This is a genomic window from Mycobacterium sp. SMC-13, assembly GCF_045311035.1.
In the GTDB taxonomy this organism is placed as follows: Bacteria; Actinomycetota; Actinomycetes; order Mycobacteriales; family Mycobacteriaceae; genus Mycobacterium.
On record NZ_JBJIAI010000005.1, the window covers coordinates 266,368 to 292,485 of the forward strand.

The window sequence follows — 26,118 nt, forward strand, 5'->3', positions numbered from 1 at the left end:
CATGGCCGGAAACTCCCAGCGCCGCGGCGCGATTCGTAAAGCGGGCACCAAGAAGGGCCCGACCGTCGGCTCCGGTGGCCAGCGCCGGCGTGGGCTGGAGGGCAAGGGCGCGACGCCGCGCGCCGAACAGCGCCCCAACCACAAGGCGTACAAGATCGCGCAGAAGGCCGCCCGGTCGAATCAGGGACGGCACAAGAAGACCGATGACGTCGAGGTCGTGGTCGGCCGCAACCCGGTCGTGGAATGCCTCCGCGCCGGCGTCCCGGCCACCGCGCTCTATGTCGTGCTGGGCACCGAGGCCGACGAGCGGCTGACCGAGTCGGTCACGCGCGCGGCCGATGCCGGTATCGCCATCATGGAGGTGCAGCGCCACGATCTGGACCGCATCACCAGCAACGGCATGCACCAGGGCATCGCGCTGCAGGTGCCGCCGTACCAGTACGCGCACCCGGACGATCTGCTGAAGTCGGCGACCTCCGACTCGAGCCCGGCCCTGCTCGTCGCGCTCGACAACATCTCCGACCCGCGCAACCTGGGCGCCATCGTGCGGTCCGTGGCGGCGTTCGGCGGGCATGGCGTGGTGATCCCGCAGCGGCGTTCGGCGTCGGTCAGCGCGGTGGCCTGGCGCACCAGCGCCGGAGCGGCCGCCCGGCTGCCGGTGTCTCGGGCGACGAATCTCAACCGAACGCTCAAGGATTGGGCCGACGCCGGCCTGACCATCGTCGGACTGGACGCCGGCGGCGACACCACCCTGGACGAGCTGGACGCCTCGGGGCCGATGGTCGTCGTGGTGGGCTCGGAGGGCAAGGGTCTGTCGCGACTGGTGCGGGAGAACTGCGACCACATCGTCTCGATCCCGATGGCGGGCCCCACCGAGTCGCTCAACGCGTCGGTGGCCGCCGGCGTGGTGCTGGCCGAGATCGCCCGGCAGCGCCGCTGATTCAGCGGTCGGTGCGGGGCCGCGTCAACTTGAAGCTGTCGACCGCCCGCACCTCGCCGAACGGACCGCTCACCGCGTAGTAGGTGGCGTCCATCGAGGTATTGCCACCCGGTTGGCCTGGGTCGACATCGAAAGCCACGAATCCGCACGGGTTTTCCCGATCGCGGAAGACGGACCAGGGCGCGGCTTCCTCGATGTAGTTCGGTGTCTTCCTTCCGGTGCCGGGATTCACCTCGCCGACGGACATGAGGACGCGGCAGCGCGGTTCGGGGAACAGCATCGTGTTCGACGGGATCGACGTGCCGCCCCCGCCGATGACCAGGTGCACGGTGCCCTTGCTGGTGTCGATCGAGTCCGATTGTGCGGCAACCGGATTCGGTGTCAGGGTGTCGGTCGGCAGGGTGCCGCGGAGCGCATGGCTGCGTTCGTAGTGGTGCTCGTGCCCGCACACCACGAGGTCGACGTTGAACCGGTCGAACAGGGGCAGCCAGTTCTCGCGGATGCCGAGGTCGGCGCCGTTGGTCTTGTTGCCCGTGGAGACCGCCGTCTGGTGCATGCACACCACCACCCAGTCGATGTCCTTGTTGCTGCGGGTTCGTTCGAGTTCTTTTTCCAGCCAACGTTTTTGGGCGCCACCGGAGTAGCCGCGCACGTATGAGTTGCCGCCGTCCTGGTAGCAGACGTCGTCGTTGGCGAGGATGATCACGCGGACCGAGCCGGCGGTGAAGGCGTACCAGAGGCCACGCAGTTCGGGGTCGGAACCGGAGTCCGGCAGCCCGAAGTAGGCCTGGTAGGCGCCGTAGCCGATGGGGCCGTTGCCCAGTTCGTTCTCGTGATTGCCCGGCGCCGGCATCCACGGCCGGTGCCGCGCGGAACGGGTGTTGTTCTCGAACCATTCCGACCAGGTGCGGACCCGGTCGTGCGCGAGGTTGGCGTAGCAGAGGTCGCCGTTGACGAGGTGAAACAGCGGGGCCAGCCGTTCGACCGCGGTGGTGATGTCGCCGGCGGCCGGCGATCCGACGTGATCGCTGCCGAACGATGCCGCGACCTTGGCGTCGAGCATGGGCGTCGACTGGTCGCCGAAGCTGGTGAACCGGATGGGTGCGCGGCCCCGGGGTGCGGTACGCACCGAGCCCAGTTCGGGACTCGCGCCGTCATGCACGGCGGCGTAGATGTAGTCGGTGTCGGGCGCGAGGCCGGTCAACCGGGCATGGTGGACGCGAATCTCACTGCGTGACGCCGCGTCGCGGTAGGTGACGGTCTCGGCCGCGACGGCGGTGCCGACACCGTCGTCCGGGGTGCCCAGCATGACGTGGGGATTCTGCACTGCGGACGCGGTGTGCCAGGACACCACGACCTCGGTGGCCGCGTCGGAGCCGAACTGGGTGTGCAGCCCGGTGACCGGTGGGGCGCCGCCGCGGTCGGCCCGCTGCCACAGCATCGGACCGCTGCGCGTGGTCGTGACGTATCCGGTGGCGCCGGCTCCGAGGCCCGCGCCGACGAGAGCCGACGTGCCTCCCACGATCAGCGATCTGCGGCTCACGTCCACGACAGCCATCTTGCCTGCGATGCGGACCGCCGGCCCGGCGGCAGCGCCGCCCGACAACGAATCGACGTGTGCTGTTCTCGCCGCGGTAACCGCGCTGGCTCAGCGGCGCTGCAGCTCGACGACCGGGATGACGCGGTCGGTCTTCTTCTCGTAGTCGGCGAAACCGGGTGCGCGCTCGACGATGCGGGCGTAGGCGGCGTCCCGTTCGGCACGGGGCAGTTCGCGCGCCACGACGTCGTATTCCTCGGTGCCGATTTCGATGTGGGCGTTGGGATTTGCCCGCAGGTTGTGTACCCAGGCCGGGTCGGCGTCGGCGCCGCCGGCGGATCCGACGATCAGTCGCTTGCCGTCGATGACGAACGTGGCCGCCGGGTTCACCCGCGGCTCACCGCTCTTGGCGCCGGTGGTGTGCAGCAGGAGCAGCGTCAGGTTCTCGAACGGTCCGCCGACCTTGCCGCCGTTGGCCCGGAATTCGGCCATGATCTGTTCGTTCCAGCTGTCGGCCATTCGTCTTCCCCGCTCATCGCAGTCCCAACATCGAACAGGTCAACCATAATCCGGTCACGGCCAGAATCAGGGTGACCGGCGCCGTCACCAGCCCGACGGTCGTGAACTCCCGGGCCCGCGCGGGCATCTCGCCGCGGACCACGTTGCGCCACAAGAGGTTCGACAGCGACCCGGGGTAGGTCAGGTTGGGGCCGATGTTCACCCCGATGAGGACCGCCAGCACCGCGACCGGCCCACCGGCCGCGACCAGCGGCAGCAGCACCAGCACGGCGGGCAGGTTGTTGATCAGATTCGAGAGCAGCGCCGCGATGGCCGCGATGCCGAGCAGTGCCGGCAGCGTGGCGCCGTGTGGCAGCAGCTGAGAAAGGACCCGGCCCAAACCGAGATCCAGTACCGCGCTCACCAATACACCCAGCGCCAGCACGGCGACGAGGAACGGCACGTTGGCCGCCCGCACGATGCCCATGGGCGTCTCGTGACCGCGCACGACGGCCCGCACCGCCAGCACCGCGGCGCCGGCGAACGCGGCCCACGCCGGCTCCAGCCCGAGCAGTGAAGTGGCGCCGAAGCCGATGAGCGTCAGGATCAGCACGGTCAGGACGAAATACGGGATCTCGGGTGGGGGTGGGGCCGGTCGGTCCACGGCGCCGGCCTGCAGTTCGCGCCGGAAGTACCACCGCAGCAACACATATTCGGCAGCGACGGCGAACAGCCAGGGCAGGGACATCGCCGCGGTGAATCTGGTGAAGCTCAGGCCTGCGGTCGTGAAGGCCAGCAGATTCGTCAGGTTCGATACCGGCAGCAGCAGCGACGCGGTGTTGGCCAGGTGCGCCGCGGCATAGCCGTGCGGCCGCGCCGGCACGCCGAGCGTGCGTGCGGTCGACAGCACGACGGGCGTCAGCAGCACGACGGTGGCATCGAGGCTCAGCACGGCGGTCGTCCCGGCCGCGATGATGAAGACGATGACCAAGAGGCGGCGCGCCGCGGACTGTCCGGCGCCCCAACTGTGCCGGGCCATGTAGACGCCGGCGGCGTGGAAGAGCCCTTCGTCGTCGCAGAGTTTGGCCAGCACCAGGACCGCGGCGAGAAACCCGACGACCGGCAGCAATCGGCCGATCTCGTGGAGTGCGGTGTTCACAGCCAGGGATCGGCGGGTTGCCAGAGCGTCGGCAGATGCAGCGGCAGGCCGTCGTCGGCGGCCAGCCGGCTCAGGACGCGCATCGAGACGTCGAGGTCGTCACCGGCGTACGGCAGGGCGCGCAGCGGCTCGTGCAGGGGCCGGAAGAAGTCGTCCCAGTGCGTCAGCACCACCCGGCGCGCCCCGACGGTCCGAACCGTCTCGTTCCAGTAGTCGACGAGGTACTGCTCGGGCTGCAGACCGAGCTGCCCGATCCCGAGATACACGACCTCGGCGCGTTGCCCGGCGAGGGCGCCCGGCACGAATCCGGCGCTGCCGACGGCGAGCAGACGACGGCCGCTGCTGCGGTGGTGGATGTGCGTCGACCACGCCTCGCCGCACTTGTATGCCGATGCTCGTACCGGCGGCACCACGGGTGCGGTGATGGTGCCGGGAAAACGGTCGGGTGGGCAGTGGTGTCCGGTGAACAGCGTTACGTCGAAGGCGCCCAACGTGATCGGCTCGCCGGGAGTGGCCACCGTCAACTGCGCGTCGGGAAGCCCGCCGCCGCGGCCGATGTTCGCGGCCGACGTCCCGCCCACCAGCTGTGCGCCGGTGCGCGCGGCGACGACAGCGGAGTCCATGGCGTGGTCGAAGTGCGTGTGGACCGGCAGCACCGCATCGAGCCGGTCGATGCCGAGCCGGTGCAGGCAGCCATCAATGCGCGGTAGTGCGGGGTTCAGCCGGCCCAGCCCGACGGCCAAGAGACTCGGCCGGGAGAAGAAGCCGTCGGTCAACAGCGCCGACGAACCGTCGGACACCAGCATGGTGGTGACGCCGGCCCAGGTGACGGTCAGCGGCGAGTCGGAACCGGCCGCGGGCTGGTCGAAGTAGCGGGTGTATGCGGCCAGGTCGGGCCGGCCCAGTTTCGGTCGCATCAGCAGAAGGCCTCGATCTGTACGTTCTCGGTGGTGAGCCGGTCGAGGACGGCCCGCGCGATGTCGACGGCGCCGGGCGAATCACCGTGCACACAAATTGATTTCACGGTGATCTTGATGGTTGAGCCGTCGACGGCACCGACGCGGCCGGCGGTCACCATGGAGGCCACCCGATCGGCGATGGTGGAAACGTTGTGCAGCACCGCATTGCGCTGCGTGCGCGGCACCAGTTGTCCGTCGGGGCGGTAGGAGCGGTCGGCGAAAGCCTCGGGCACGGTGCGAAGTCCGATTTCTTCGGCGGCGGCGAAGAACGCCGAACCGGCCAGTCCCAGCACCGGGAGCGATGGGTCGACGGCGTGCACCGCCGCGGCCACGGCCCGCGCCTGCACATGATCGGTGACGATCGTGTTGTACAGGGCGCCATGGGGTTTGACGTAGCTGACAGTTGATCCGGCGACCTGCGCCAGCGCCTGCAGCGCGCCGATCTGGTAGATCACGTCGGCGGTCAGGTCCTCGGAGCTGACGTCGATGTAGCGGCGCCCGAAGCCCGCCAGATCGCGGTAGCCCACCTGTGCGCCGATCCGCACGCCGCGTTCGGCGGCCGCCCGGCAGACCCGCAGCAGCCCGGCCGGATCACCGGCATGGAAGCCGCAGGCGATGTTGGCGCTGGTGACCAGATCGAGCATCGCGTCGTCGTCACCGAGGCGCCACACCCCGAAGCCCTCGCCGAGATCGGCATTGAGATCCACCACCGCCATGGCAGCCAGCCTAGGCTCGACGCCATGTCCACTCGTGACGACATTCTGATCACCGCCTTCGGTCTCGCCCAGCTGATCGCCGCGGGCGACGTGACGCTGCTCGATGTGCGCTGGCAGCTGGCCAAGCCCGACGGCCGCGACGACTACCTGGACGGGCACATCCCCGACGCGGTCTACGTCTCGCTGGAGGACGAGCTGTCCGATCACACCGTCACGGGCCGTGGCCGTCATCCACTGCCGTCGGGCGCCGCGGTGCAGGAGGCGGCGCGCCGGTGGGGCGTGCGGGATGGCGTGCCGACCGTCATCTATGACGACTGGAACCGCGCGGGCTCGGCGCGCGCCTGGTGGGTGCTGCGCGCCGCGGGCGTCGAGAACGTCCGCATCCTGGACGGCGGGCTGGCCGCCTGGACCACCTCGGGTGGTCCGCTGGACCGCGGTGACGTCGAACCGGCACCGGGCGACGTCACCGTCACGCACCAGGACCTGTATGCCGGCGCCATGCCGACGCTGACCGCCGACGAGGCCGCCGCGCTGGGCCCGCGCCTGGGTGACGTCCGCGCGCCGGAACGGTTCCGTGGCGACGTCGAACCCATCGACCCCATCGCCGGGCACATTCCGGGGGCGATCAACCTGCCGAGCGTGCTGGCGGCCGACGGCACCCTGCGCACCGATGGAGGCGCAGACGTGGACGGTGTCTACTGCGGTTCGGGCGTCACCGCGGCGGTGGCGGTGGCCGCGCTGGCGGCCGCGGGTCGGGACGTCGCGCTGTTCCCCGGTTCGTGGTCGCAGTGGAGCAACGAGCCGGGGCGAGCGGTCGGGCGAGCGTAGCGACGGGTGGTCGATCCCGCTACCGGCGACTGACCCGTCCGACGCCCCAGCACAGCAGGAAGATGCCGAACGAGATCGACGTGACGAACACCGAGACCGGCACACCCGGCGCCAGCGACAGCACGATGCCGCCGACCGCGGCGATCTCGGCGAACACCACCGACGCCACGATGGTGGTGACGGGGGAACTGAAGACCCGGCCCGCCGCGGCGGCCGGGGTGATCAACAGCGACATCACCAGCAGGGCCCCGACGATCTGCACGCCCTGGGCGGCCGCGACACCGACCAGCGCGGCGAACACGATGCCCAGCGCTCGCACCGGAACCCCGCGGGCGGCAGCCACTTCCGGGTCGGCGGTGGCGAACAGCAGCGGCCGGTAGCAGGCTGCCAGGATCGCGACCACCAGCACGGTGACGACTGCCAGCAGCGTCAGTCCCGAATAGCCGACGCCGACGATCTGCCCGGTGAGCAACGCGAAACTGGTGCCGGTGCGACCGGGGTACAGGTGGATGAACAGCACGGCCAGACCCAGCCCGAAGGCCAGTACGACGCCGATGGCCGAGTCGCGCTCGCGTGAGCGTTGCCCCAGGATGCCGAAAAGGATTGCTGCCAGGGCACTTCCGACGAGGGCGCCGAGGCCGACGTTGAGCCCGGTCAGCAGTGCGAAGGCCGCACCGGTGAGGGAGAGCTCGCTGGAGCCGTGCACTGCGAACGACATCTGCCGCATCACGATGAACGGTCCGATCAGGCCACCGAGCAGCGCCAGTAGCGCCGCGGCGAGCACGGCCTGCTGGACGAAGTCGCGGCCGAGCAGGTCCGCGGTCAGCGCCGTGTTGAAGAAGTTATTCACAGCAGTGTCCGCTCGCATGCTCGGAGTTGTCCACGCCGGCACCGTCCTGGCCGACGACGACGTACTGGCCACCGATCCGGGCGACCTGGATGTCGGCGCGGTACAGCGCGGACAGCGTTTCGGACGTCATGACCTCCTCGACGGTGCCGATCCGGAAGCGGCCGTCGACCAGGTACAGCACGCGGTCGACGTACGGCAGTACGGGATTGACCTCGTGGGTGACGAACAGGACCGCGGTACCGGCGTCCTTGCGGCGCTGGTCGATGAGGGCCGACACCAGTTTCGCGTTGGCCGGGTCGAGGTTGAGCAGCGGTTCGTCGCACAGCAGCAGCGCGGGGTCGGACGCCAGGGCCTGCGCGATGCGGACCCGCTGCAGTTCGCCGCCGGACATCACCGAGACGGGGACGTCGGCCAGCCGCGCGCCGTCGACCTGGCCGAGTGCCTGGGTCACCACGGCGCGGCGCTGCGCGCGCTTTCGCGGACCGGCGAAACCCCACTTGTGCCCGTCGCAGCCGAGGCCGACGAGGTCGCGGCCGCGCAGCGTCAGCCCGGTGTCCAGTGAGCGGTGCTGCGGCACGTAGCCGATGGCGCCGGTGGTGGTCATCCGCCCGGCCGTCAGCAGCTGTTGGCGCAGCAGCACTTTGAGCAGCGAGGTCTTGCCGGTGCCGTTCGGGCCGAGCACCGCGATGAACTCGCCGCGGCGCACCGTCAGGTCCAGCCGGTCCCACAGGACGCGGTCGCCGAACGACAGTCGTGCGCCGGTGAGTTCGGCGACCGCTTCAGAAGGCACGGTTACTGATTATCGACCCGGCGCCGCGGCGATATCGAGCTGGTGGGCCAATGCCTCCGCGGTCTGCCGCTGCCAGGTCAGGAAGTCCTGTCCGGCGGGCAGCGTCTCGGTGACCTCGACGATGGGCAGCGCGGACTTACGGGCGGCGTCCTGGAGCTGCTTGGTGACGGCGGTCTCGGTCTGCTTGTTCACCACCAGGGCGTCGACCTTGTGGCCGTTGATGAGGTCGAGCACCGCGGCCACGTCGGCCGGGGCGGGGTCGTGGCCTTCTTCGGCGGCGGCGGCGAAGCCGTGCGGGGTGCTGTCGACGACGCCCGCGGCGGCGAGCAGGTAGTGCGCGACGGGTTCGGTGGAGACCACCGCGGCGCCCGGGTGCTTCTGTCCGATGGCGTGCTCGGTGGCGGCGATCGCGTCGGTCTTCTTGCCGAACTCCGCGGCGTTGGCGCGGTAGGCGTCGGCGTTCGCGGAATCGGACTTGGCCAGGTCGTCGGCGATCTTGGCGGCGACGGCCTTGGCGACGGCCATGTTGTAGAAGACGTGCTCGTTGGCCTCGCCGGGCGCGCTGTGCGGCAGCAGCGAGTAGGCGTCCACGGTGGTGACGTTCTTGTGGTTCTTCAGCACATCGTCGGCCCAGTGGTCGTAGCCGCCGCCGTTGATGACGACGAGGGAGGCGTCGGCGATGGCGGCCGCGTCGGCCGGGGTGGCCTCGTAGGAGTGCGGGTCGTCGACGTCGCTGGTGAGGAGGGACTTGACGTCGGCGTGTCCGCCGGCGACGGCGGTGGCGACGCTGCCCCAGACGTTGGTGGTGGTGACGACCTTGGCGGCGCCGTTGGCGTGGCCGGAGTCGTCCTGCGACCCGCAGGCGGCCAACCCGGTGACCGAGGCCAGCGCGGTGAGGGCGGACAGTGCGATGAGCCTGGTCCGGGTCATGTGTGCTCCTGTGGGCTAGTGTTAATGAAAACCGTTTGCAATAAATCTAGTGCACCGTTGCCGTGCAGCGCGAATCGGATGCGCTAGCGTCACAAATATGCCGAGGAGCCCCAACCCGAGGCGTCGGGCCACGCTGGCCTCGCTCGCTGCCGAGTTGAAGGTCTCGCGCACCACGATCTCGAATGCCTACAACCGGCCGGACCAGCTCTCGCCGGAGTTGCGTGAGCGGGTGCTCGCCGCCGCCAAGGAGATGGGCTACCCGGGGCCGGACCCGGTGGCGCGTTCGCTGCGCACCCGGAAGGCCGGTGCCGTCGGACTGATCATCACCGAGCCGCTCAACTACTCGTTCCGTGATCCGGCGGCGCTGGATTTCGTTGCCGGACTTGCCGAATCATGCGAGGAGGCCGGGCAGGGCCTGCTGCTGGTGGCGGCCGGGCCCAATCGGTCGGTCGAGGACGGCACCGCCGCGGTGCTGTCCGCCGGGGTCGACGGGTTCGCGGTGTACGCCGCCTCCGACGACGATCCGTACCTACCGGTCGTGCAGCAGCGCGGCGTCCCGATCGTCGTCGTCGACCAGCCGAAGGACCTGCAGGGCGCATCCCGGGTCTGCATCGACGATCGTGCGGCCATGCGCGGGATCGCGGAATATGTTGTCGGCCTTGGACATCGGGAGATCGGCCTGCTGACCATGCGGCTCGGCCGGGACTGGCCGCACGGTGACGCGCAGTCGGCCGTGGTGGACCCGGAACGGCTCACCTCGCAGCATTTCCACGTGCAGTGCGAACGCATCCTCGGGGTCCGCGACGCGATGTCCGATGCGGGCCTGAACCCCGACGGCCTGACTGTGGTGGAGACCTTCGAGCACCTACCGAGCTCCGGTGGCACGGCGGCTGCCGTTGCGCTGCAAGCCAATCCGCGCATCACGGCGCTGATGTGCACCGCCGACGTGCTGGCGCTCTCGGCGATGGACCATCTGCGGTCACGCGGCATCTACGTGCCCGGCCAGATGACCGTCACCGGATTCGACGGCGTCCCCGAGGCGCTGGCGCGCGGGCTCACGACCGTCGCCCAGCCGAGCCTCGAGAAGGGCCGGCGGGCCGGATATCTGTTGAACAATCCGCCGCGGTCCGGCATCCCGGTGATCGAGGTGCTCGACACCGAACTCGTCCGCGGCCGCACGTCGGGCCCGCCTGCCTAACCGGCCCGGCGCGCCGCCAGGTACGCCAGCGCCGCCGCGACGTCCTCGGGGGAGTCGACGCGGTACTGCGCGGCCGACGGCCCCGGGCCGACCTTCACGCCGACGTCACCGTCGCGCAGCCGGGCGAAGGCCTTCTCGTCGGTGACGTCGTCGCCCAGAAAGACCACGGCGGTCGCGTCGTCGCGCTCCCGCAGGGCGTCGATGGCCGAGCCCTTGTTGGTGGTGACCACCGCGAACTCCAGCACCGCCTTGCCCTCGGTGGGCTCGGCGGCCCACTGCGTTCCCGCCTCGCGCGCGGCGGCCAGCGCGGCCTCGCCGTCGGCCGCCGAGGCGTTGCGCACGTGCAGGGCGGCGCTGGCCGGTTTGGTCTCGACCGCTGCACCCGGGTAGCGGTTTGCGATCTCGGTGAGTGAATCCACGATCTCGGCCAGCAGTGCGGTGTCGACGGTCTGCGTGAATCCGGTGTTGAACTCCGCGCCGTGACTGCCCACGAGGTGCACCGAGTCCGGCATGCCGGACAGCTCGCGCAGGACGTCGAGGGCGCGTCCCGACACCAGTGCGACGAAGGTGTCCGGCAGGGCAGCCAGGTCCAGCAGGGCGGCCGACCCGGCGGGCAGGGCCCGCGCGTCGGCAGGGTTGTTCACGATCGGCGACAGCGTGCCGTCGAAATCCGAGGTGACGAGCAGTCGGGGGGTGGCGGCGACGGTGTCGAGCGCCGCGATCAGATCAGCCGGGAGCACCGGTCAGACTTTAGGGTGCTCCCCGTCACCGATCAGCAGCCGGACCGCCAGATCGAGCCGCTTGCTCACGTCGGTGGCCGAGGCACGACGCGTCAGCCAGGCCAGCAGGTTCGACAGCCACACATCGGAGATGACGCGGGCGATGTGGTACTGGTCCTCGGTGGGCTCACCGTCGCTCATGGCACGGGCGAACATCGAGTCCATGAGCTTGCCGACGTGATCAACCTCACCGGCTGCGGACGCGTCGGCGAACACGAAAGCACGCGTCATGGCCTCGGTCAGCAGCGGATTGCGCTGCATCGACCGGTTCAGCTTGCTGACCATCACGTTGAGACGCTGGTACGGCGTACCGCCCGTCAGTGAGGCGCGATCGGTCTTGGCGTCGATGCGCTCGAACTCCCGGCCCAGCGCGGACACCAGCAGGTGCACCTTGGACGGGAAGTAGCGGTACAGGGTGCCGACGGCGACGTCGGCGCGTTCGGCCACCGCACGCATCTGAACTGCCTCGTAGCCGCCCTTGGAGGCGATGGCCAGGGTGGCGTCCAGGATGCGCTTGCGGCGCTCGCGCTGTGCTTCGGAACCGAGCTCGGATTCGGTTAGTACGGCCATGTTCGTCACCTCCCGCGGGCGGACGGCGGAATCGGACTCGGGTGTTGCTGGCGTCGGCATTCGGCGGTCAGTTCCTTCAGGTAGCGCATTGGGTGAAAACGATACGCAAAGTGATCGGTAATTTCCCACCTCCAGGCGCCCCGGGACACCCGAGTGTCCTGCTGTAATGGCGATCGACTTGACGTCTGATTGCTGTCACCATTAGAACACGTTCTAGTGAGAAGCGTGTTCTTCTCGCCCAAACGCTAGGAGCGCATGGTGTCCATCACTTCCACAACTATCGACTCGGAACGGGCCGAGGTCCGCGAAATGGTCCGTAGCTGGGCTGTCGCGTCGGGTTCCATCTCCGCGGTCCGGGCTGCCGAAGGGAATGGCGCCGATGCGTGGCGGGGCCCGTATGAGGGTCTGGTCGAACTAGGGACCTTCGGCGTCGCGGTGCCCGAGGACCTCGGTGGCGCCGGCGGCTCCATCGCCGATCTGTGCGTGATGGTCGACGAAGCCGCCGCCGCGCTGGTGCCCGGCCCCGTCGCCACCACCGCTCTGGCAACTCTCGTGATCACGGACCCCGCTCTGCTGGAGGCATTGGCCTCGGGGCAGCGCACGGCCGGTCTCGCGCTGAAGTCCGACATCGCCTTCGACGGGCAGACCGCGACCGGCACCGCCAAGTTCGTGCTGGGCGCCCTGCCTGACGGCCTGCTGATCCTGCCCGCGGGTGATACGTGGCTCCTGGTCGACGCCACTGCGGCCGGCGTCACCGTCACGCCGCTCGAGGCCACCGACTTCTCGCGGCCGCTGGCCCGGGTCGAGCTCAGTGGCGCCGCGGCGACCGTCCTCGATGCGCCGGTGGCCGACCTGGCCGTGACCGTGCTGGCCGCCGAGGCCGCGGGCCTGGCCCGCTGGCAGCTCGAGACGGCCGCCGAATACGCCAAGGTGCGTGAGCAGTTCGGCAAGCCGATCGGCAGCTTCCAGGCCGTCAAGCACATGTGTGCCGAGATGCTGCTGCGTTCGCAGCAGGTCGCCGTCGCCGCGAGCGACGTCGCCGAGGCCGCCGTCGAGGGCGACGCCACACAACTCTCCATCGCGGCTGCGGTGGCCGCCGCGGCCGCCATCGACGCCGCGAAACACAATGGGCGCGACTGCATTCAGGTCCTGGGTGGCATCGGCTTCACCTGGGAGCACGACGCCCATCTGTACCTGCGGCGCGCGTACGCCACCGCGCAGATCCTGGGTGGCCACGGCACGTGGCTGCGCCGCGTGGCCGCGCTGACCCGCGCGGGGCTGCGCCGTCAGCTGCACGTCGACACCGGTGCGGCCGAGACGATCCGTCCCGAGATCGCCGCCACCGTCGCCCAGATCGCCGCGCTGCCCGTCGAGAAGCATCAGGCCGCGCTGGCCGAGGCCGGGTTGATGGCGCCGCACTGGCCCGCGCCCTACGGCCGCGCCGCGTCGCCGGGCGAGCAGCTCGTGATCGACGACGAGCTCAGCGCCGCAGGCGTTGTGCGCCCAGACATTTCGATCGGCTGGTGGGCCGCGCCGACCATCCTCGGGCACGGCACCCCCGAGCAGATCGACCGCTTCATCCCCGGCACGCTCACCGGGGACGTGTACTGGTGCCAGCTGTTCAGCGAGCCGGGCGCCGGCTCGGACCTGGCGGCACTGCGCACCAAGGCCGTCAAGGTCGACGGTGGCTGGAAGCTGACGGGCCAGAAGGTGTGGACCTCCAACGCGCACCGCGCCAACTGGGGAATCTGCTTGGCGCGCACCAACCCTGACGCACCGAAGCACAAGGGCATCACCTACTTCGTCGTCGACATGAGCTCGCCCGGCATCGACATCCGGCCGCTGCGCGAGATCACCGGCGAGGCGCTGTTCAACGAGGTCTTCCTGGACGACCTGTTCGTGCCGGACGACTGCGTCATCGGCCCGGTCGACGGCGGCTGGGCCCTGGCCCGCACGACGCTCGCCAACGAGCGCGTCGCCATGGCCGCTGGCGGCGCGCTGGACAAGGGCATGGAGCACCTGCTGGACGTGCTCGGTGACCGCGAACTGGACGCCGCCGAGGCGGAACGCCTTGGCGCACTGATCGTTGCGGCCCAGGTGGGTTCGCTGCTGGATCAGCTGACGGCCCAGATGGCCGTCGGTGGCCACGATCCGGGTGCGCCGTCGAGTGTGCGCAAGCTGATCGGCGTGCGCTACCGCCAGACGCTGGCCGAGACCATCATGGACGCCCACGACGGTTCCGGTATCGAGGATTCGCCGGACGTCCGGTACTTCCTCAACACCCGCTGCCTGTCGATCGCCGGTGGTACGGAACAGATTCTGCTCACCGTGGCCGGCGAGCGTCTGTTGGGCCTGCCGCGCTAGCGGCCCCTGCGGAAGTCCCGCGGGGTCAGGCCGACGCGCTGCCGGAATGTCGTGGCGAAGTGGTTGGGTGTCGAAAACCCAACTGCCGCGCTGATTTCGGTGATCGACAACCGGGTCGAGGACAGCAGTGTCTTGGCGCGGTCGATACGGCGGTCGAGCAGGAACTGGTACGGCGTGGTGTGGAACGCGCCCCGGAATGCCTTGATGAACGTCGCCACGGACATCTGGGCAAGGTGCGCAAGCGATTCCAGGTTGATGTCGGATTCGAGGCTGGTCTCCAGGAATTCGATGATCGACGCGCGTGCCGACGGCGGCAGGGTGTCACGCTCGGATTCCGTGGCCGGTGGCCTCGTGGTGTAGGTGTCCCGGATCAGTAATCGCAGTGTCTCGCCTGCGGAATCGAGCAGCAGCCGGGCGAGCGCGTCTTCGCGGCCTGCGACGCTGCGAATCTTGGTCACCAGCTGGAGGATCAGCGGATCGTGATGCTTGCGCCGTGGGATGTGCACGACCTCGCCCAGCGCATTCTCGGGTATCGAGATTTCACAGAAGCTCGAGATGTCGCCCGTGACGACCGACGTGCAGCGCACGCCCGCCGGCACCACCCAGGTATCACCGATGCGTGGCAATGTGCGATCGGTCGGCCCCCAGTCCAGGTTGGTCTCCATGGACCGCAGCGCGCCCATGCGGTGCACATAGATCAGATGGCGGCTCGAGTCATGGCAGCACCAATCGGTGGTGCGCTCGATGCGCTCGGTGGCGAATCGCAGCGACATACCGCGACTGTCGACGGACCTCTCGCCGACGACGATGCGGGGCGTCATGGGGCGGTCGTCATTCCATGGCTTGAGTGCCATGCCGAACCTCCGAATGTCCAGCTTGGCCATGATCATGCGCCCTCGGGCACGTGCTCGTGGCGGCTTTCTCCGAACATCCTGTGAGGAATCTGCGAGCCAGTCAATAAAAATTAGAACTTGTTGCATATTTCGAATGTTTGCTTTCGGCCTGGTCACTACCGTCTGCGCGGCCACAAGTGCTGACACCTCAGAGTCCAAGGAGAACGTATGGCATTCGAGCTGCGCCGATATTCGACTGCGGGAATCGCGATGGCATCCGCCGGCGTCATCGCCCTCAGCCCGCTGACGATTCCGTCGCCGGACCTCCATCTACCGGCGCCGACCACTGCGGTCGCCACCCGCACCGTGGACCTCACGGCATTCGTGAACCCGATCGCGGTGTGGGGTGACGTGCTGACGACGACGCTCACCGACATCGGGAAGCTGGGGCAGGAGTACGCCGCCGACCCGTTCCCGATCCTGCGACAGCTGATCATCAACCAGATGAGCTATGTGGGCGAGACCGTTTCGATTGTTCAGGGGATGGCCAATGGCTTCAGGTACTGGGCCAACACGGTTCCTGGCCAATTGCAGACGATCGGTCAACAGCTGGCCACGGGCCATATCTCAGACGCTGTGATGACGGGGAACTCGTTGTTTGTCAACGCCGTTGCAGCCACCTTCTTTCCGCTCCTGAGATTCGATATCCCCCAGAAGATGGCCCAGAACTTCGCAAACGTGGTCAAGGCGATCACCCCCGTTGCTACCGGGGTGGGCTTTGCGCTCTTGTCCACGGTGTACGAGGGGAACAAGGCGCTCGCCGACACGGCGCAGAAGTTCTACGACGCGGTCAAAAGCGGTGATCTGGTCACGTCTTTGAGTGAGTTGATCAATGCGCCGGCCAACGTGATCGGCGGTGTACTCAATGGGTATGGGACGGACAAGGGCATCTTCGGCATCTTCGGGTCGTACGGGGTCGTGAATGCGGTCTTGAACGGGCTCAAGACGATCGCAAACGCGATCAAGCCGCCGGCTCCGGAGGCTCCGGTCGCGTCGACCGCGGGCAGCGCAGCCGTAGCGACGGCCGTAACTGACACGGCTACAAAGGCTCTGGCGCCGGCCACCAAGCCGTCGGCGACCGCAGCAATCAAGACTGGTGACATCGACAAGTCTTCGACCGCCCCGGCGAAGTCGAAAGAATCTGTGGCCAAGGAGGATTCGAAGGCGGAGGCGCCGTCCCCGACCGAGGCCGAGGCGCCGGCGACGCAGCCGGTGAAGGTCACCGAACCGACGAAGGCCGACACGTCCACACCCGCGGCCGACCCCGTATCGGCCGAACCGGCCAAGGTCGAGACCACCAAGCCGGTTCAGAAAGACACCACCAAGTCCGAGCCGGGGACCAAGGCGACGGGGGCAACCTCGTCTGACGCCGATTCGGCGGGCAAGCCGGACAAGTCGGGCAAGCTGACCGAGAAGGCGGCGAAGGCCGAGAAGGCGCAGAAGACCTCGAAGGCGCCGAAGGTCGCCAAGCAGCCAAAGAAGGCGTCGGCGACGCAGCAGTCAGCCAACGCGGGTTGATGGGGGGACGAGATCGGCGAAATGGTTGCGAAAGCCATTCGGCAGGAAACCATTTCGCCGATCTCGGCTCGCGTCCGAAGTAGCCCGGGTTCAGGGGACCACGAAGTCGGTGGTGACGCGGTCGAGCGGATGGTGATTGGCATCCGCGAGGATGATCTCGACCTTGTGCGGTCCGTGCGGCAGGCCGACCAGGATCACCGGTTCACCGCTGGCGTCCGCCCAGTGCCACGGGGCCCCGTCGACGACGACGTGGATATGGCCGATGCGCGGAGTCACCTTGAGTGCCTCGGGGCCGAAAACCGGTTCGATGCGCAGGTTTTCGGCGCGATATTGGATGAACACCTGTCCCTTGGCGAGGGCCTCGGGAACTGGTGGATCGACGATCAGTTTGGCCGGCGGCTGCGGCGCGGTCAGCGGCACCACGCCCGGAGGGCCGAGCACGTCCGCGGCGCTGGGTGCTCCGGCGGCGTGCGAAGTCGTAGCGGGAGCGGAACTCTCGTGACTCGAGTGGTCCGAGGTCTCGACGGTCGTGCCACATGATGCGATGAGCCCCGCAGTGGCCGCGATGACCGCACAGCCCATGAGGCGCGGCAGCTTCGTCATTCGTTTCCCTTCTGAAAGCGGCTCTGACAGTAGTCGGAAAGCGCTGCGCCGGTGGCTCCGACGGCTCCCGCCGTTCCGAGCGCAATCACCGTTGCGACCGTGGGCGCGTGCCCTGCGTAGAAGAAACTGGTGATGCCGAGAAAATATGCCGGCGGATAGTTGAACACGGGCAGCGCTCGCAGACACATGACAATGGCGACGAGGGCAAATATCACAATGCCGGTGGCGGCCAGACCGAGTGATGGCTGCAGTCGATTGATCACCAGCGTCGTCACGGCGCCGAAGGCCAGGCCGGCCACGTACGACGCGAGATTGGCATAGCGGTGACGCACGGTGTCGCCGGTGACGCCGTAGGCGACCCAGCCGAGAAACATCGCAGGCGCAGAGAGCATCGCCCAACCCGTACCGAACGTGACGACGGCCGCGACGCCGGCGACGATCAGCGTGATGGTGTGAAACGGGATCGCGGGCGTTCTGGCCGCGCCGGTCGAGGTGATGCTCACGTGCGTCTCCTGGTGGTTGATCGGTGCGGCTTCCGTTGGCGAAGTGGACATTTCGCTGTACTGCCGAGTCCGCTCAGGCCACGCTGAGCACGACGTCGATGTTGCCCCGGGTGGCCTTGGAATACGGGCAGGTCTGATGTGCGGCGTCCACGATGGACACGGCGGTGTCCCGCTCGATGCCCGGCAGGCTGACGTTCAGGCGCGCCTGTAGGAAGTAGGCGCCGTCGATGCTGCAGAGGTCGACCTCGGCGTCGACGGCGGTATCGGCCGGCAGTTTGACGTTCGCCTTAACGGCCGCGATCTGCATGGCTCCGATGAAGCATGCGGACCAGCCTGCAGCGAAGAGCTGCTCGGGATTGGTGCCGGGCCGGTTGCTGCCGGGGGAATCGAGGCGGATGTCGAGCCGGCCGTCGGAGCTTTGCGCGTGTCCGTCACGGCCGCCGGTGGTGCGGGTCTTGCCGGTGTAGAGGACGGCGTCCTGGGTGCTGGTGCTCATGTGTGACTCCTGGGAAGGGCGTGCGATAATCAATCGCATCCGATTGACTCGGATGCGATGAGACTAGCGCACGACGTCGAGATGTCAACCCATCCGATTGAATCGCATCCGATAGAATCGCTTCGGGATGTCACTGAAGCGTCAGGAGTTGTCGATGGCTGTCGAGCGTCCAACCGAGGCTGCCGGTCCCCGGCTTGCCGACTTCATGTGTTTCGCGATCTACTCGGCGAATCTCGCCTACGGCAAGGCGTACAAGCCGATCCTCGACGAGCTCGGTGTCACATATACCCAGTACATCGCGATCGTCGCGCTCTGGGAGAACGATCATCAAACCGTCCGCAGCCTGGGCGAAAGCCTCTTCCTGGAGTCGAACACGCTGACCCCGATCCTCAAGAAGCTCGAAGCCCAGGGGTACGTGCGCCGCCGGCGCGATCCGTCCGACGAGCGTCAGGTCATCGTCAGCCTCACGGATGCGGGCCGGGCGCTGCGTGAGAAGGCCCTCCCGATGAACCTGGTGGCAGCGACCGGCTTGCCGTCCGATGAGTTCGACAAGCTGCAAAAGGCGGTGGTTACCCTGCGCGACAACCTTCGCGAGCACGCGCAGACGCACGCCCGGTGAACTGTCAGTGCCGCATGCGGTGTGCACCGGCGACGATGGCGTCGTGCAGCGCGATCTCGGCTTCGGATGGCGTGCTCCGGCGGTGCAACAGGACGAACTCCAGATGACCCAGGTTCGGTAGCCGGCTGCCGGCAATCGGTTGAAGCCCTTGCGGCAGAACCGATTCGGAATGCGCGATGATCCCGAGCCCGGCGAGTGCCGCAGCCTGCAGGCCGAGCAGACTGTCGCTGACGCACGCGATGCGCCAACTGCGGCGCTCACGTTCCAGTTCGCGTAGCGCGATATGGCGGGTCAGGCTCGGTGGTGGGTACGTCACGATCGGCACCGGGTCCGTGATGTCGGTCAGCCCGGGGCGGCCGGCCCACACGAGGCGATCGCGCCACAGCAGCTCGCCGTGTTGTTCGCCGGGTAGTCGTTTGGCCACCATGAGGTCCAATTCGCCTGCGGCCATGCGCGTTTTCAGGTTCTCGCTCAGGCCCACAACCAGTTCCAGGTCGACACCGGGGTAGGACCGCCGAAACTCGACCAGCACGTCCGAGAGCATGCGGCCGACCAGATCGTCGGAGGCGCCCAGCCGGATGAGACCCGTGGGTTGGGATTCGGAGAAGTAGCGGTCGGCCTTGGCCTGCGCGTCCAGGATGTCGTGCGCAAAGCCCACCATCGCGGCGCCGTCAGCGGTGAGGGCCAGGTTGCGGGTGTCGCGCCGGAACAACTCGCGGCCGACGGCCTGCTCCAGTCGGGCGATGTGGCCGCTCACCGTCGACTGGCGCAGGCCCAGCAGACGTCCGGCCGCAGTGAATCCGCCGGCGCGCTCCACGGCCAGAAAGGTGCGCAGCAAGTCGGGATCGAACACATTCATCACAATATTCGGTTAGAGATATCGAATCTATCGCCTGGAAACATTAGTCGAGGCAGCAGTACGTTTGTTCGGTGAATCTGCTCGCCAAGCTCCGCATCGATGGCTTTCTGCTCGGGCTGTTCGCCGCGATGGTCATCGGTGTGCTGCTTCCGGCCCGCGGCGACGCGGGTCAGGCCGTCGAAACCGCCACCAAAGTCGCGATCGCCGTGTTGTTCCTGCTGTACGGCACGCGCCTGGAGCCGCGCGAGGCGCTCGAGGGGCTGAAGCACTGGCGGCTGCACACCACGGTGCTGGCCGCGACCTTTGTGCTGTTCCCACTGCTCGGGCTGGCGATGAAGGTGCTGGTGCCGTCGGTCCTGACCGACGAGCTCTACGTCGGCATGCTGTACCTGTGCCTGCTGCCGTCGACGGTGCAGTCGTCCATCGCCTTCACTTCGATCGCCCGCGGCAACGTCGCGGCGGCCGTCGTCAGCGCCTCGGCGTCGAACCTGTTGGGCATCTTCCTCACCCCGTTGTTGGTGACCCTGCTGATGCAGACCACCGGCGCGGCCACGGTGTCGGCGAATTCGGTCCTGGAGATCGTCGTGCAGCTCTTGCTGCCGTTCCTCGCCGGCCAGTTGTTGCGGTCCAAGCTGCACCGCGTGCTGGCGCACACCACGCTCACCAAGGTTGTCGACCGCGGTTCGGTCTACCTCGTCGTCTATGCGGCGTTCAGTGCCGGCATGGCCGAACACATCTGGGTGGGCATGAAGGTCACCAACGTGCTCGCGGTGATCGCCGTCAGTGTGGTGCTGCTCGCCGTGGTGCTGGGCATCACCGCCGGGGTGGCGCGGCTGCTGAAGTTCGATCGCGCCGACCGCATCGTGATCATCTTCTGTGGATCTAAGAAGAGCCTCGCCACCGGTCTGCCGATGGCCACCGTGCTGTTCGCCGGACATCCGGTCGGCCTGATCGTGTTGCCGCTCATGATCTTCCATCAGATTCAGCTCTTCACCTGCGCGGTCCTGGCCGGCCGCTGGGGACGGCAGGCTGACGCCGAGGCGGAGCGGCAAGAACTCGCGGTCGCGCCGAGCTGATACCTGGACCTGCGCGCGGGTGCACCCGCGCCCGTTGGCATCGAACAATCTCGGCATCTTGGCCGCGGACGCGTTGGTGGGCGCCGTCAGGTCGCTCGACTCGAAGTCCTGACACGCGGCAATTGATCTGCGGCAGCGAGTGATTCGGTGCCGCAGATCAACTCGCGGCACAGTACTGGCTGTCAGACCCGGAAAACCCGGGCCGCATTCCCGCCGAGGTAGAGGTCGCGCGCCTCGGTATCGAGGTCCAGGCTGTCAAGCTGTTCCAGGCACCGCTCGGCGGACAGCATGGGCCAGTTGGTGCCGAAAAGCACTCGGGTGCGGCCGGATCCGCGCATGTAGTCCACGAGCGCCGCGGGTAGGCGGTGCACGGCGTAGGCCGAGGTGTCGATGTAGAAGTTCGGAAACTTCTTGGCCAGGAACAGGACTTCGTCGATCCACGGTGCGCCGACATGGCCACCGATGACCACGAGTTCCGGGAACTCGAGCAGAACCGTCTCCAGGTAGGGGATCGGCCGGCCGGGTTCGGACGGGCACAGCGGGCCGGTGTGCCCGATCTGCGTGCAGAACGGGATGCCGAGTTCGACGCAGGCCTGCAGCAGCGGATAGTAGCGGCGGTCATCGGGTGGCAGGTTCCACAGCCACGGGACGACCCGCAGTGCCACCATGCCCAGTTCGGTTACCGCCCTGCGTAATTCGCGGACAGCGTCGACCGGCCGGGTGAGGTCCACGGCGGCGACACCGGCGAACCGGTCGGGATGTGCGCGCACGTGCGCCGCCGTCTCGTCGTTGTCGATCAGTGCGCCGTGCGGCCCGACCCATGCGCACAACAACGACTTCTCGACGCCGGCGTCATCCATCGCTTTCAGGGTGACGTCGATGGGCAGGGCCGGCAGGTCTTCCTGGCGGGTCCAGCGCAGCAGCGGCCGAAGCCAGGGCTGCCGCATGAACAACTCGTTCGGCTGCTGGGACCACGCGTCGATCACTCGTGTCATACCCCAATTACTTCACTAGTGAAGTAATAATGCAAGAGTGTATCCGAAACACAGGTCACCGGCAGGCAGGCGGCGCGCGTACTTCCAGCTGCAGACCGTCGCGCAGCGGCTGCGCACCACCGCCGACCGGCTGTTCACCGAGGAGGCCGGCATCACGACGGCGCAGGCTGCCGCACTGATGCTCATCGCGAACCACGCCGGGTGTCGCCAGTCGCTCATCGCGGCACAGCTCGGCCAGCGGGAATCGGCGGTCACGGCGATGGTTGGCCGGCTGGAGGCCGCGGGGTTCGTCGAGCGCAGGCCCAGCCAGAGCGACGGCCGCGCCTGGGAGCTGTGGCCGACCGAATCCGGCGCGGACGCGCTCCGGCGACTGGACGCCGCGCTGGCCACCGTCAACGGTTACATCGACGAGGCCTTCGGGGTCGACGAGGTCGACGGCGTCGTCGACGCACTGCTGCGGTTGAGCGATCTCCTCGACGGCACCGACAGCCGAACGTGAACTTGATCGCGAAAAATCAGCGAAAGTTCGCGATCTACTTCACGTTCGGCGATGCGATGCTCAGTTGTAGTGCGTCGTCGCGCACGCGGTCGGCGTCGTGAGGTTCACGCCGGGGTAGGTGACCTGAATGTCGGCGCAGGCAATGAAATTAGCCTCGGTGTTGGGCCTGCCGGTCCGCACATCGAGCGTCAGCGACGTGCCGTCGACCGCGAACTCCTCGAACGTACCGCCACCGTTGAACGTGACCGAGACCAGAGCGCTGTTCTGCGACTTGAGCTGCCGTGAGTTCACCGGGCCGTTCCACGAGCCGCGGTTGATCGGCGGGGCTCCGGTCGGTGCACTGTACGAGACGTCTTGGTACACATTGCGGTTGGAGCTGCGCAGCGTGATGTTCTCGCGCGCCCAGGTGTTCGGCGGCAGCGGAACCGGATTGCCCCCGACGACCAGGTTGGCGGCGGTGTTGAAGGTGCACGCACCTCCCGAGCACTGTGCCGTCACGTGAATCTGAATCTTCGTGGCGTCGTCGACGGGCACGAAGGCGTCGGCCGAATTGACTGCGGCAGCAGCCGTCGCGGGGGACATCAGAGCCGTCGCGGTCAGCACAGCGGCCGCGGTTGCTGCGGTAAGCCGGTTCACAGTCAAGAAAGTAATCCGTTCGCTACTCGTCGTAGGTGACTTCGACGGAATCCGTCTTGGGCACCGCCTGGCAACCGAGGATGAGGCCCTCTTCGAGGTCGGACGGCTCCAACACGTCGTTGATCGCCATGTCGACGTCGCCCTTCTTCATCAGCACCGCACATGCCCCGCAGTGCCCCTCGCGGCAGGAGAACGGTGCGTCCAGTCCCTTGTCGAGCAGCACGTCGAGCAGCACGGCCTTGCGCGGCCACTGCAACTCGTGCGTCTCACCGTCGAGCGTGACGATTGCGGTGGCCGGGCCCTCATCGCTGTCATCCTCGGCGAGTACGACAGCGGCGAACGGGTCGGAGTCCAGTGACTGGAACACCTCGAGGTGCACATTGCTCTTGTCGGCGCCCGACTTGAGGAGCGCCTCCTCGGCGGCGGCCATGAACGGGGCCGGGCCGCAGATGAACGTCTCGCGTGTGGTGTAGGGCGCCAGCTGCGTGGCCAGGATGGTCGGGTTGGGCAGGCCCTGCACCGATTCCAGCCAGTGCACGACGGACAGCCGGTCGGGGTACAGCGACGTCAGTTCGCGCAGCGCCTTGCCGAAGATCACCGACTTCTCGTCGCGGTTGGCGTAGAACAGCGTCACCTTGCCGGTGCCCTCGGACAGCGCGGACTTGAGGATCGACAGCATCGGCGTGATGCCGCTACCGCCGGCCAGCAGCAGGAAGTCGGTGTCGAGGTTCTTGGGGACGAACGTGCCGGACGGCGCCAGCACGTGCATCCGCATGCCGACATGTGCGTTGTCGCACAGCCAGTTCGACGCGTAGCCGTCCGCGGTGCGCTTGACCGCGACGGTCAGCGCCTCGTCGGCATGCGGCGAACTGCACAGGGAGTAGCAGCGGGCGACCGACCCGGTGCGGGTGCTCGGGACGCGCAGGGTCAGGAACTGACCGGGGGAGTACTTCAGTCGCTCTGGCGGGATGTCGCTGCCGTCGGGCGTCTTGAACACCAAGACGCGCGCGTCGTTCGTCTCGGCGACGACATCGGCCACCACAAGTTCCAGTACGTGGCTGCCCAGCGGCTCGTCCACAACGATCACCCTTCGTTCGAACCGGCCTGACGGCCAGTAACTAGAACAGGTTACAAAAGTGCAGTTATGCGGGTCTACCTGCTGCAGTACCGCCATGCTCGACACAAATCGTAACGTGTTCTAATCTTCTGTCTAGACGACCACTCCCCGGGAGGCAATCCGTGACGTCAATTGAACAACTCGACGTGCAGGCCGTGCTGGCTGGCATCGACGACCTGCTGCCGGTGCTGCGCGAACGCGCACAGCTGACCGAGGACCTGCGCCAGGTGCCGCAGGAGTCTATCGACAGTCTGAACGAGATCGGCTTCTTCAAACTGCTGCAGCCCGCCCAGTGGGACGGCCTCGAGGCCGATCCCACCGTGTTCTACGAGGCGGTCCGCCGCATCGCCAGTGCCTGCGGTTCCACCGGCTGGGTCGCGTCGATCATCGGCGTGCACAACTGGCACCTGGCGCTGTTCGACCAGCAGGCCCAGGAAGACGTCTGGGGCGACGACTCGACCGTCCGCATCTCCTCGTCCTACGCCCCGATGGGCGCCGGCGTGGTGACCGAGACCGGTGACGGCTACATCGTCAACGGCGCGTGGAACTGGTCCTCCGGTTCGGAGCACGCCACCTGGGCGTTCCTCGGCGGCCCGGTCATCAAGGACGGCCGCCCGGTCGACTTCGGCAGCTTCCTGATCCCGCGCACCGAATACACCATCGACGACGTGTGGAACGTGGTCGGCCTGCGCGGCACCGGCAGCAACACCATCGTCGTCAAGGACGTGTTCGTGCCGCGGCACCGCTTCCTGTCCTACAAGGCGATGAACGACGGCACCGCCGGCGGCTACCAGACCAACACCGCCCCGGTCTACAAGATGCCGTGGGGCACCGTGCACCCCACCACCATCTCCGCCCCGATCGTCGGCATGGCCTACGGCGCCTACGCCGCGCACGTCGAGCACCAGGGCAAGCGCGTCCGTGCCGCGTTCGCCGGTGAGAAGTCCAAGGACGACCCGTTCGCCAAGGTCCGCATCGCCGAGGCCGCCAGCGACATCGACGCCGCCTGGCGCCAGCTGATCGGCAACGTCGCCGACGAGTACGCCCTGCTCGTCGCCGGCAAGGAGATTCCGTTCGAGCTGCGGGCCCGTGCCCGTCGTGACCAGGTGCGCGCCACCGGCCGCGCCATCGCGTCCGTCGACCGCCTCTTCGAGGCGGCCGGCGCCACGGCGCTGGCCAACGGCACCCCGCTGCAGCGCTTCTGGCGCGACGCCCATGCCGGCCGGGTGCACGCGGCCAACGAGCCCGAGCGCGCCTACCTGATCTTCGGTAACAACGAGTTCGGTCTGCCCCCGGCCGACACCATGGTCTGATGACCGCCGCGGTATCCGAGGTCACTTTCGAGTCCACTTCGCGGTATGCGCAGGTGAGCGATGATTTGCGCCTGCACTACCACGAGGCCGGCGACCCGGCCGCCGAGACGATCGTGCTGCTGCACGGCGGCGGCCCGGGTGCGTCGAGCTGGTCGAACTTCTCGAAGAACATCGCGGTGTTGGCCGAGCGGTTCCACGTGCTGGCCGTCGACCAGCCGGGCTACGGATATTCGGACAAGCCCACCGACCACGTGCAGTACCACCGCCACAGCGCGGCGGCGCTGCTGGCGCTGTTCGACCACCTCGGTATCGAACGGGCGGCGCTGGTGGGCAATTCGCTCGGCGGTGGCACGGCGGTCCGGTTCGCGCTGGATCATCCGGAGCGGGCCGGCCGGCTGGTGCTGATGGGCCCCGGCGGGCTGAGCGTCAACCTGTTCGCGCCCGATCCCACCGAGGGCGTGAAGCTGCTCGGCAAGTTCGCCTACGCACCGACGCGCGAGACCCTCGAGGCGTTCGTGCGGATCATGGTCTTCGACCAGAGCCTGGTCACCCCGGAGCTGATCGACGAGCGGTTCGCCATCGCCAGCACACCCGAGTCGCTCGCCGCACTGCGCGCGATGGTCAAGTCCTTCGCGGGGCCGGACTACGAGCTCGGCATGATGTGGCGCGAAGTGCACAAGCTGCGGCAGCGGGTACTGCTGATCTGGGGCCGTGAGGATCGGGTCAACCCGCTCGACGGCGCGTTGGTGGCGCTCAAGCAGATTCCTCGGGTCCAGCTGCACGTGTTCGGTCAGTGCGGCCACTGGGCACAACTAGAGAAGTTCGACGAGTTCAACAAGCTGACCCTCGATTTTCTGGGCGGCTAGAGGAGAC

The 26,118-nt window shown here is 67.9% G+C and carries 27 protein-coding genes and 1 pseudogene; 10 read left to right on the top strand and 18 right to left on the bottom strand.

The genetic code is table 11. The features are described 5' to 3' along the window. Position 1 precedes the first annotated feature (1 nt). Positions 2-940, top strand: a complete 939-nt coding sequence (rlmB, locus tag ACJH6I_RS10310) for a 23S rRNA (guanosine(2251)-2'-O)-methyltransferase RlmB (RefSeq protein WP_064984810.1) — start codon at positions 2-4, stop codon at positions 938-940. A 1-nt stretch (position 941) separates the two neighbouring features. Here the strand turns inward: rlmB and ACJH6I_RS10315 are convergent, their stop codons facing one another. The 5 genes and pseudogenes from ACJH6I_RS10315 to ACJH6I_RS10335 form a co-directional block, all read right to left on the bottom strand. Further along, complete coding sequence (locus ACJH6I_RS10315; protein ID WP_212807271.1) at positions 942-2,498, bottom strand: metallophosphoesterase family protein; 1,557 nt, start codon at positions 2,496-2,498, stop codon at positions 942-944. A 90-nt stretch (positions 2,499-2,588) separates the two neighbouring features. Continuing rightward, the gene (locus ACJH6I_RS10320) at positions 2,589-2,996 is read right to left on the bottom strand and encodes a nitroreductase/quinone reductase family protein (protein ID WP_212807270.1); all 408 of its coding nucleotides are present in this window, start codon (positions 2,994-2,996) and stop codon (positions 2,589-2,591) included. Positions 2,997-3,009: 13 nt separating this feature from the next. After that, positions 3,010-4,179: pseudogene (locus ACJH6I_RS10325) on the bottom strand (SLC13 family permease); the annotation flags it as partial. Next, on the bottom strand, positions 4,131-5,051 hold the full coding sequence (locus ACJH6I_RS10330) for an MBL fold metallo-hydrolase (protein WP_318985410.1): 921 nt from the start codon (positions 5,049-5,051) through the stop codon (positions 4,131-4,133). The gene ACJH6I_RS10330 and the pseudogene ACJH6I_RS10325, both read right to left, overlap by 49 nt. Next, the gene (locus ACJH6I_RS10335; RefSeq protein WP_318985411.1) at positions 5,051-5,809 is read right to left on the bottom strand and encodes a 5-oxoprolinase subunit PxpA; all 759 of its coding nucleotides are present in this window, start codon (positions 5,807-5,809) and stop codon (positions 5,051-5,053) included. Before ACJH6I_RS10335 ends, ACJH6I_RS10330 begins: the two co-directional genes overlap by 1 nt. A 24-nt stretch (positions 5,810-5,833) precedes the next feature. Between ACJH6I_RS10335 and ACJH6I_RS10340 the strand changes: the two genes are divergently transcribed. Then, entirely contained in the window at positions 5,834-6,637 is an 804-nt protein-coding gene (locus tag ACJH6I_RS10340) for a sulfurtransferase (protein WP_406784036.1), read from the top strand. 19 nt (positions 6,638-6,656) lie between these two features. Here the strand turns inward: ACJH6I_RS10340 and ACJH6I_RS10345 are convergent, their stop codons facing one another. The 3 genes from ACJH6I_RS10345 to ACJH6I_RS10355 are packed head-to-tail and all read right to left on the bottom strand — an operon-like array spanning position 6,657 to position 9,207. Further along, positions 6,657-7,505 carry a metal ABC transporter permease gene (locus ACJH6I_RS10345; protein WP_406784037.1) on the bottom strand — a complete coding sequence of 283 codons (849 nt, stop codon included), beginning with the start codon at positions 7,503-7,505 and terminating at the stop codon, positions 6,657-6,659. Then, on the bottom strand, positions 7,480-8,277 hold the full coding sequence (locus ACJH6I_RS10350) for a metal ABC transporter ATP-binding protein (protein WP_346416110.1): 798 nt from the start codon (positions 8,275-8,277) through the stop codon (positions 7,480-7,482). Before ACJH6I_RS10350 ends, ACJH6I_RS10345 begins: the two co-directional genes overlap by 26 nt. Before the next feature lie 9 nt (positions 8,278-8,286). After that, a complete protein-coding gene (locus tag ACJH6I_RS10355) occupies positions 8,287-9,207 on the bottom strand; it encodes a metal ABC transporter solute-binding protein, Zn/Mn family (RefSeq protein WP_406784038.1) in 921 nt (306 codons plus the stop codon). 97 nt (positions 9,208-9,304) lie between these two features. On the opposite strand from ACJH6I_RS10355, the gene ACJH6I_RS10360 reads away from it, so the two are divergent. After that, positions 9,305-10,405, top strand: coding sequence for a LacI family DNA-binding transcriptional regulator (locus ACJH6I_RS10360; protein ID WP_064984829.1), 1,101 nt, complete (start codon positions 9,305-9,307; stop codon positions 10,403-10,405). Here ACJH6I_RS10360 and otsB read toward each other — a convergent pair. Both otsB and kstR read right to left on the bottom strand, forming a co-directional pair. Continuing rightward, positions 10,402-11,145: a trehalose-phosphatase gene (gene otsB / locus ACJH6I_RS10365; protein ID WP_226519844.1), complete on the bottom strand. Its 744-nt coding sequence runs from the start codon at positions 11,143-11,145 to the stop codon at positions 10,402-10,404. The two genes, ACJH6I_RS10360 and otsB, sit on opposite strands and share 4 nt — an antisense overlap. A 3-nt stretch (positions 11,146-11,148) precedes the next feature. Then, entirely contained in the window at positions 11,149-11,754 is a 606-nt protein-coding gene (kstR, locus tag ACJH6I_RS10370; RefSeq protein ID WP_346416108.1) for a cholesterol catabolism transcriptional regulator KstR, read from the bottom strand. A gap of 255 nt (positions 11,755-12,009) precedes the next feature. Between kstR and ACJH6I_RS10375 the strand changes: the two genes are divergently transcribed. Next, positions 12,010-14,118, top strand: a complete 2,109-nt coding sequence (locus tag ACJH6I_RS10375; RefSeq protein ID WP_318985415.1) for an acyl-CoA dehydrogenase — start codon at positions 12,010-12,012, stop codon at positions 14,116-14,118. Here the strand turns inward: ACJH6I_RS10375 and ACJH6I_RS10380 are convergent. Beyond that, entirely contained in the window at positions 14,115-15,002 is an 888-nt protein-coding gene (locus tag ACJH6I_RS10380) for a helix-turn-helix domain-containing protein (RefSeq protein WP_346416106.1), read from the bottom strand. The two genes, ACJH6I_RS10375 and ACJH6I_RS10380, sit on opposite strands and share 4 nt — an antisense overlap. 333 nt (positions 15,003-15,335) lie before the next feature. Here ACJH6I_RS10380 and ACJH6I_RS10385 point away from each other — a divergent pair, with 333 nt between their 5' ends. Beyond that, positions 15,336-16,529, top strand: coding sequence for a hypothetical protein (locus ACJH6I_RS10385; RefSeq protein WP_226519841.1), 1,194 nt, complete (start codon positions 15,336-15,338; stop codon positions 16,527-16,529). A 90-nt stretch (positions 16,530-16,619) separates the two neighbouring features. Here the strand turns inward: ACJH6I_RS10385 and ACJH6I_RS10390 are convergent, their stop codons facing one another. From ACJH6I_RS10390 to ACJH6I_RS10400, 3 genes are all read right to left on the bottom strand, one after another. Beyond that, positions 16,620-17,132 (bottom strand): DUF6130 family protein, encoded by a 513-nt coding sequence (locus tag ACJH6I_RS10390; RefSeq protein WP_226519840.1) that lies wholly within the window; start codon positions 17,130-17,132, stop codon positions 16,620-16,622. Then, complete coding sequence (locus ACJH6I_RS10395) at positions 17,129-17,635, bottom strand: DUF1097 domain-containing protein (protein WP_226519839.1); 507 nt, start codon at positions 17,633-17,635, stop codon at positions 17,129-17,131. Before ACJH6I_RS10395 ends, ACJH6I_RS10390 begins: the two co-directional genes overlap by 4 nt. A gap of 73 nt (positions 17,636-17,708) precedes the next feature. Continuing rightward, a complete protein-coding gene (locus ACJH6I_RS10400) occupies positions 17,709-18,131 on the bottom strand; it encodes an organic hydroperoxide resistance protein (RefSeq protein WP_226519838.1) in 423 nt (140 codons plus the stop codon). 154 nt (positions 18,132-18,285) lie between these two features. Here ACJH6I_RS10400 and ACJH6I_RS10405 point away from each other — a divergent pair, with 154 nt between their 5' ends. Then, positions 18,286-18,750: a MarR family winged helix-turn-helix transcriptional regulator gene (locus tag ACJH6I_RS10405; RefSeq protein ID WP_226519837.1), complete on the top strand. Its 465-nt coding sequence runs from the start codon at positions 18,286-18,288 to the stop codon at positions 18,748-18,750. A gap of 4 nt (positions 18,751-18,754) precedes the next feature. Here ACJH6I_RS10405 and ACJH6I_RS10410 read toward each other — a convergent pair whose 3' ends face one another. Further along, positions 18,755-19,609, bottom strand: a complete 855-nt coding sequence (locus ACJH6I_RS10410) for a LysR substrate-binding domain-containing protein (protein ID WP_226519836.1) — start codon at positions 19,607-19,609, stop codon at positions 18,755-18,757. A 71-nt stretch (positions 19,610-19,680) separates the two neighbouring features. Here ACJH6I_RS10410 and ACJH6I_RS10415 point away from each other — a divergent pair, with 71 nt between their 5' ends. After that, on the top strand, positions 19,681-20,685 hold the full coding sequence (locus ACJH6I_RS10415) for a bile acid:sodium symporter family protein (protein ID WP_226519835.1): 1,005 nt from the start codon (positions 19,681-19,683) through the stop codon (positions 20,683-20,685). A gap of 182 nt (positions 20,686-20,867) precedes the next feature. On the opposite strand, the gene ACJH6I_RS10420 is transcribed toward ACJH6I_RS10415, so the two are convergent. Continuing rightward, positions 20,868-21,680, bottom strand: a complete 813-nt coding sequence (locus ACJH6I_RS10420; RefSeq protein WP_406774108.1) for an amidohydrolase family protein — start codon at positions 21,678-21,680, stop codon at positions 20,868-20,870. A gap of 37 nt (positions 21,681-21,717) precedes the next feature. Between ACJH6I_RS10420 and ACJH6I_RS10425 the strand changes: the two genes are divergently transcribed. After that, on the top strand, positions 21,718-22,179 hold the full coding sequence (locus ACJH6I_RS10425) for a MarR family winged helix-turn-helix transcriptional regulator (RefSeq protein ID WP_226519834.1): 462 nt from the start codon (positions 21,718-21,720) through the stop codon (positions 22,177-22,179). A 60-nt stretch (positions 22,180-22,239) separates the two neighbouring features. On the opposite strand, the gene ACJH6I_RS10430 is transcribed toward ACJH6I_RS10425, so the two are convergent. Together ACJH6I_RS10430 and ACJH6I_RS10435 are read right to left on the bottom strand one after the other, a co-directional pair. Next, complete coding sequence (locus ACJH6I_RS10430) at positions 22,240-22,815, bottom strand: hypothetical protein (protein ID WP_133426406.1); 576 nt, start codon at positions 22,813-22,815, stop codon at positions 22,240-22,242. A 22-nt stretch (positions 22,816-22,837) separates the two neighbouring features. Then, a complete protein-coding gene (locus tag ACJH6I_RS10435; protein ID WP_406784048.1) occupies positions 22,838-23,899 on the bottom strand; it encodes a 2Fe-2S iron-sulfur cluster-binding protein in 1,062 nt (353 codons plus the stop codon). 155 nt (positions 23,900-24,054) lie between these two features. Here ACJH6I_RS10435 and hsaA point away from each other — a divergent pair, with 155 nt between their 5' ends. Together hsaA and hsaD are read left to right on the top strand one after the other, a co-directional pair. Then, a complete protein-coding gene (gene hsaA, locus ACJH6I_RS10440; protein ID WP_053855346.1) occupies positions 24,055-25,245 on the top strand; it encodes a 3-hydroxy-9,10-secoandrosta-1,3,5(10)-triene-9,17-dione monooxygenase oxygenase subunit in 1,191 nt (396 codons plus the stop codon). Then, positions 25,245-26,111 carry a 4,5:9,10-diseco-3-hydroxy-5,9,17-trioxoandrosta-1(10),2-diene-4-oate hydrolase gene (gene hsaD, locus ACJH6I_RS10445; protein ID WP_226519832.1) on the top strand — a complete coding sequence of 289 codons (867 nt, stop codon included), beginning with the start codon at positions 25,245-25,247 and terminating at the stop codon, positions 26,109-26,111. The genes hsaA and hsaD overlap by 1 nt, the downstream gene beginning before the upstream one ends. The last annotated feature ends 7 nt before the right edge of the window (positions 26,112-26,118 follow it).

Bases quoted from the DNA above. Each gene is read 5' to 3' on its own strand.
- rlmB (WP_064984810.1), top strand. From the start codon at position 2: ATGGCCGGAAACTCCCAGCGCCGCGGCGCGATTCGTAAAGCGGGCACC.
- ACJH6I_RS10315 (WP_212807271.1), bottom strand. From the start codon at position 2,498: ATGGCTGTCGTGGACGTGAGCCGCAGATCGCTGATCGTGGGAGGCACG.
- ACJH6I_RS10320 (WP_212807270.1), bottom strand. From the start codon at position 2,996: ATGGCCGACAGCTGGAACGAACAGATCATGGCCGAATTCCGGGCCAAC.
- ACJH6I_RS10330 (WP_318985410.1), bottom strand. From the start codon at position 5,051: ATGCGACCGAAACTGGGCCGGCCCGACCTGGCCGCATACACCCGCTAC.
- ACJH6I_RS10335 (WP_318985411.1), bottom strand. From the start codon at position 5,809: ATGGCGGTGGTGGATCTCAATGCCGATCTCGGCGAGGGCTTCGGGGTG.
- ACJH6I_RS10340 (WP_406784036.1), top strand. From the start codon at position 5,834: ATGTCCACTCGTGACGACATTCTGATCACCGCCTTCGGTCTCGCCCAG.
- ACJH6I_RS10345 (WP_406784037.1), bottom strand. From the start codon at position 7,505: ATGCGAGCGGACACTGCTGTGAATAACTTCTTCAACACGGCGCTGACC.
- ACJH6I_RS10355 (WP_406784038.1), bottom strand. From the start codon at position 9,207: ATGACCCGGACCAGGCTCATCGCACTGTCCGCCCTCACCGCGCTGGCC.
- ACJH6I_RS10360 (WP_064984829.1), top strand. From the start codon at position 9,305: ATGCCGAGGAGCCCCAACCCGAGGCGTCGGGCCACGCTGGCCTCGCTC.
- kstR (WP_346416108.1), bottom strand. From the start codon at position 11,754: ATGGCCGTACTAACCGAATCCGAGCTCGGTTCCGAAGCACAGCGCGAG.
- ACJH6I_RS10375 (WP_318985415.1), top strand. From the start codon at position 12,010: ATGGTGTCCATCACTTCCACAACTATCGACTCGGAACGGGCCGAGGTC.
- ACJH6I_RS10380 (WP_346416106.1), bottom strand. From the start codon at position 15,002: ATGGCCAAGCTGGACATTCGGAGGTTCGGCATGGCACTCAAGCCATGG.
- ACJH6I_RS10390 (WP_226519840.1), bottom strand. From the start codon at position 17,132: ATGACGAAGCTGCCGCGCCTCATGGGCTGTGCGGTCATCGCGGCCACT.
- ACJH6I_RS10400 (WP_226519838.1), bottom strand. From the start codon at position 18,131: ATGAGCACCAGCACCCAGGACGCCGTCCTCTACACCGGCAAGACCCGC.
- ACJH6I_RS10405 (WP_226519837.1), top strand. From the start codon at position 18,286: ATGGCTGTCGAGCGTCCAACCGAGGCTGCCGGTCCCCGGCTTGCCGAC.
- ACJH6I_RS10410 (WP_226519836.1), bottom strand. From the start codon at position 19,609: ATGAATGTGTTCGATCCCGACTTGCTGCGCACCTTTCTGGCCGTGGAG.
- ACJH6I_RS10420 (WP_406774108.1), bottom strand. From the start codon at position 21,680: ATGACACGAGTGATCGACGCGTGGTCCCAGCAGCCGAACGAGTTGTTC.
- hsaD (WP_226519832.1), top strand. From the start codon at position 25,245: ATGACCGCCGCGGTATCCGAGGTCACTTTCGAGTCCACTTCGCGGTAT.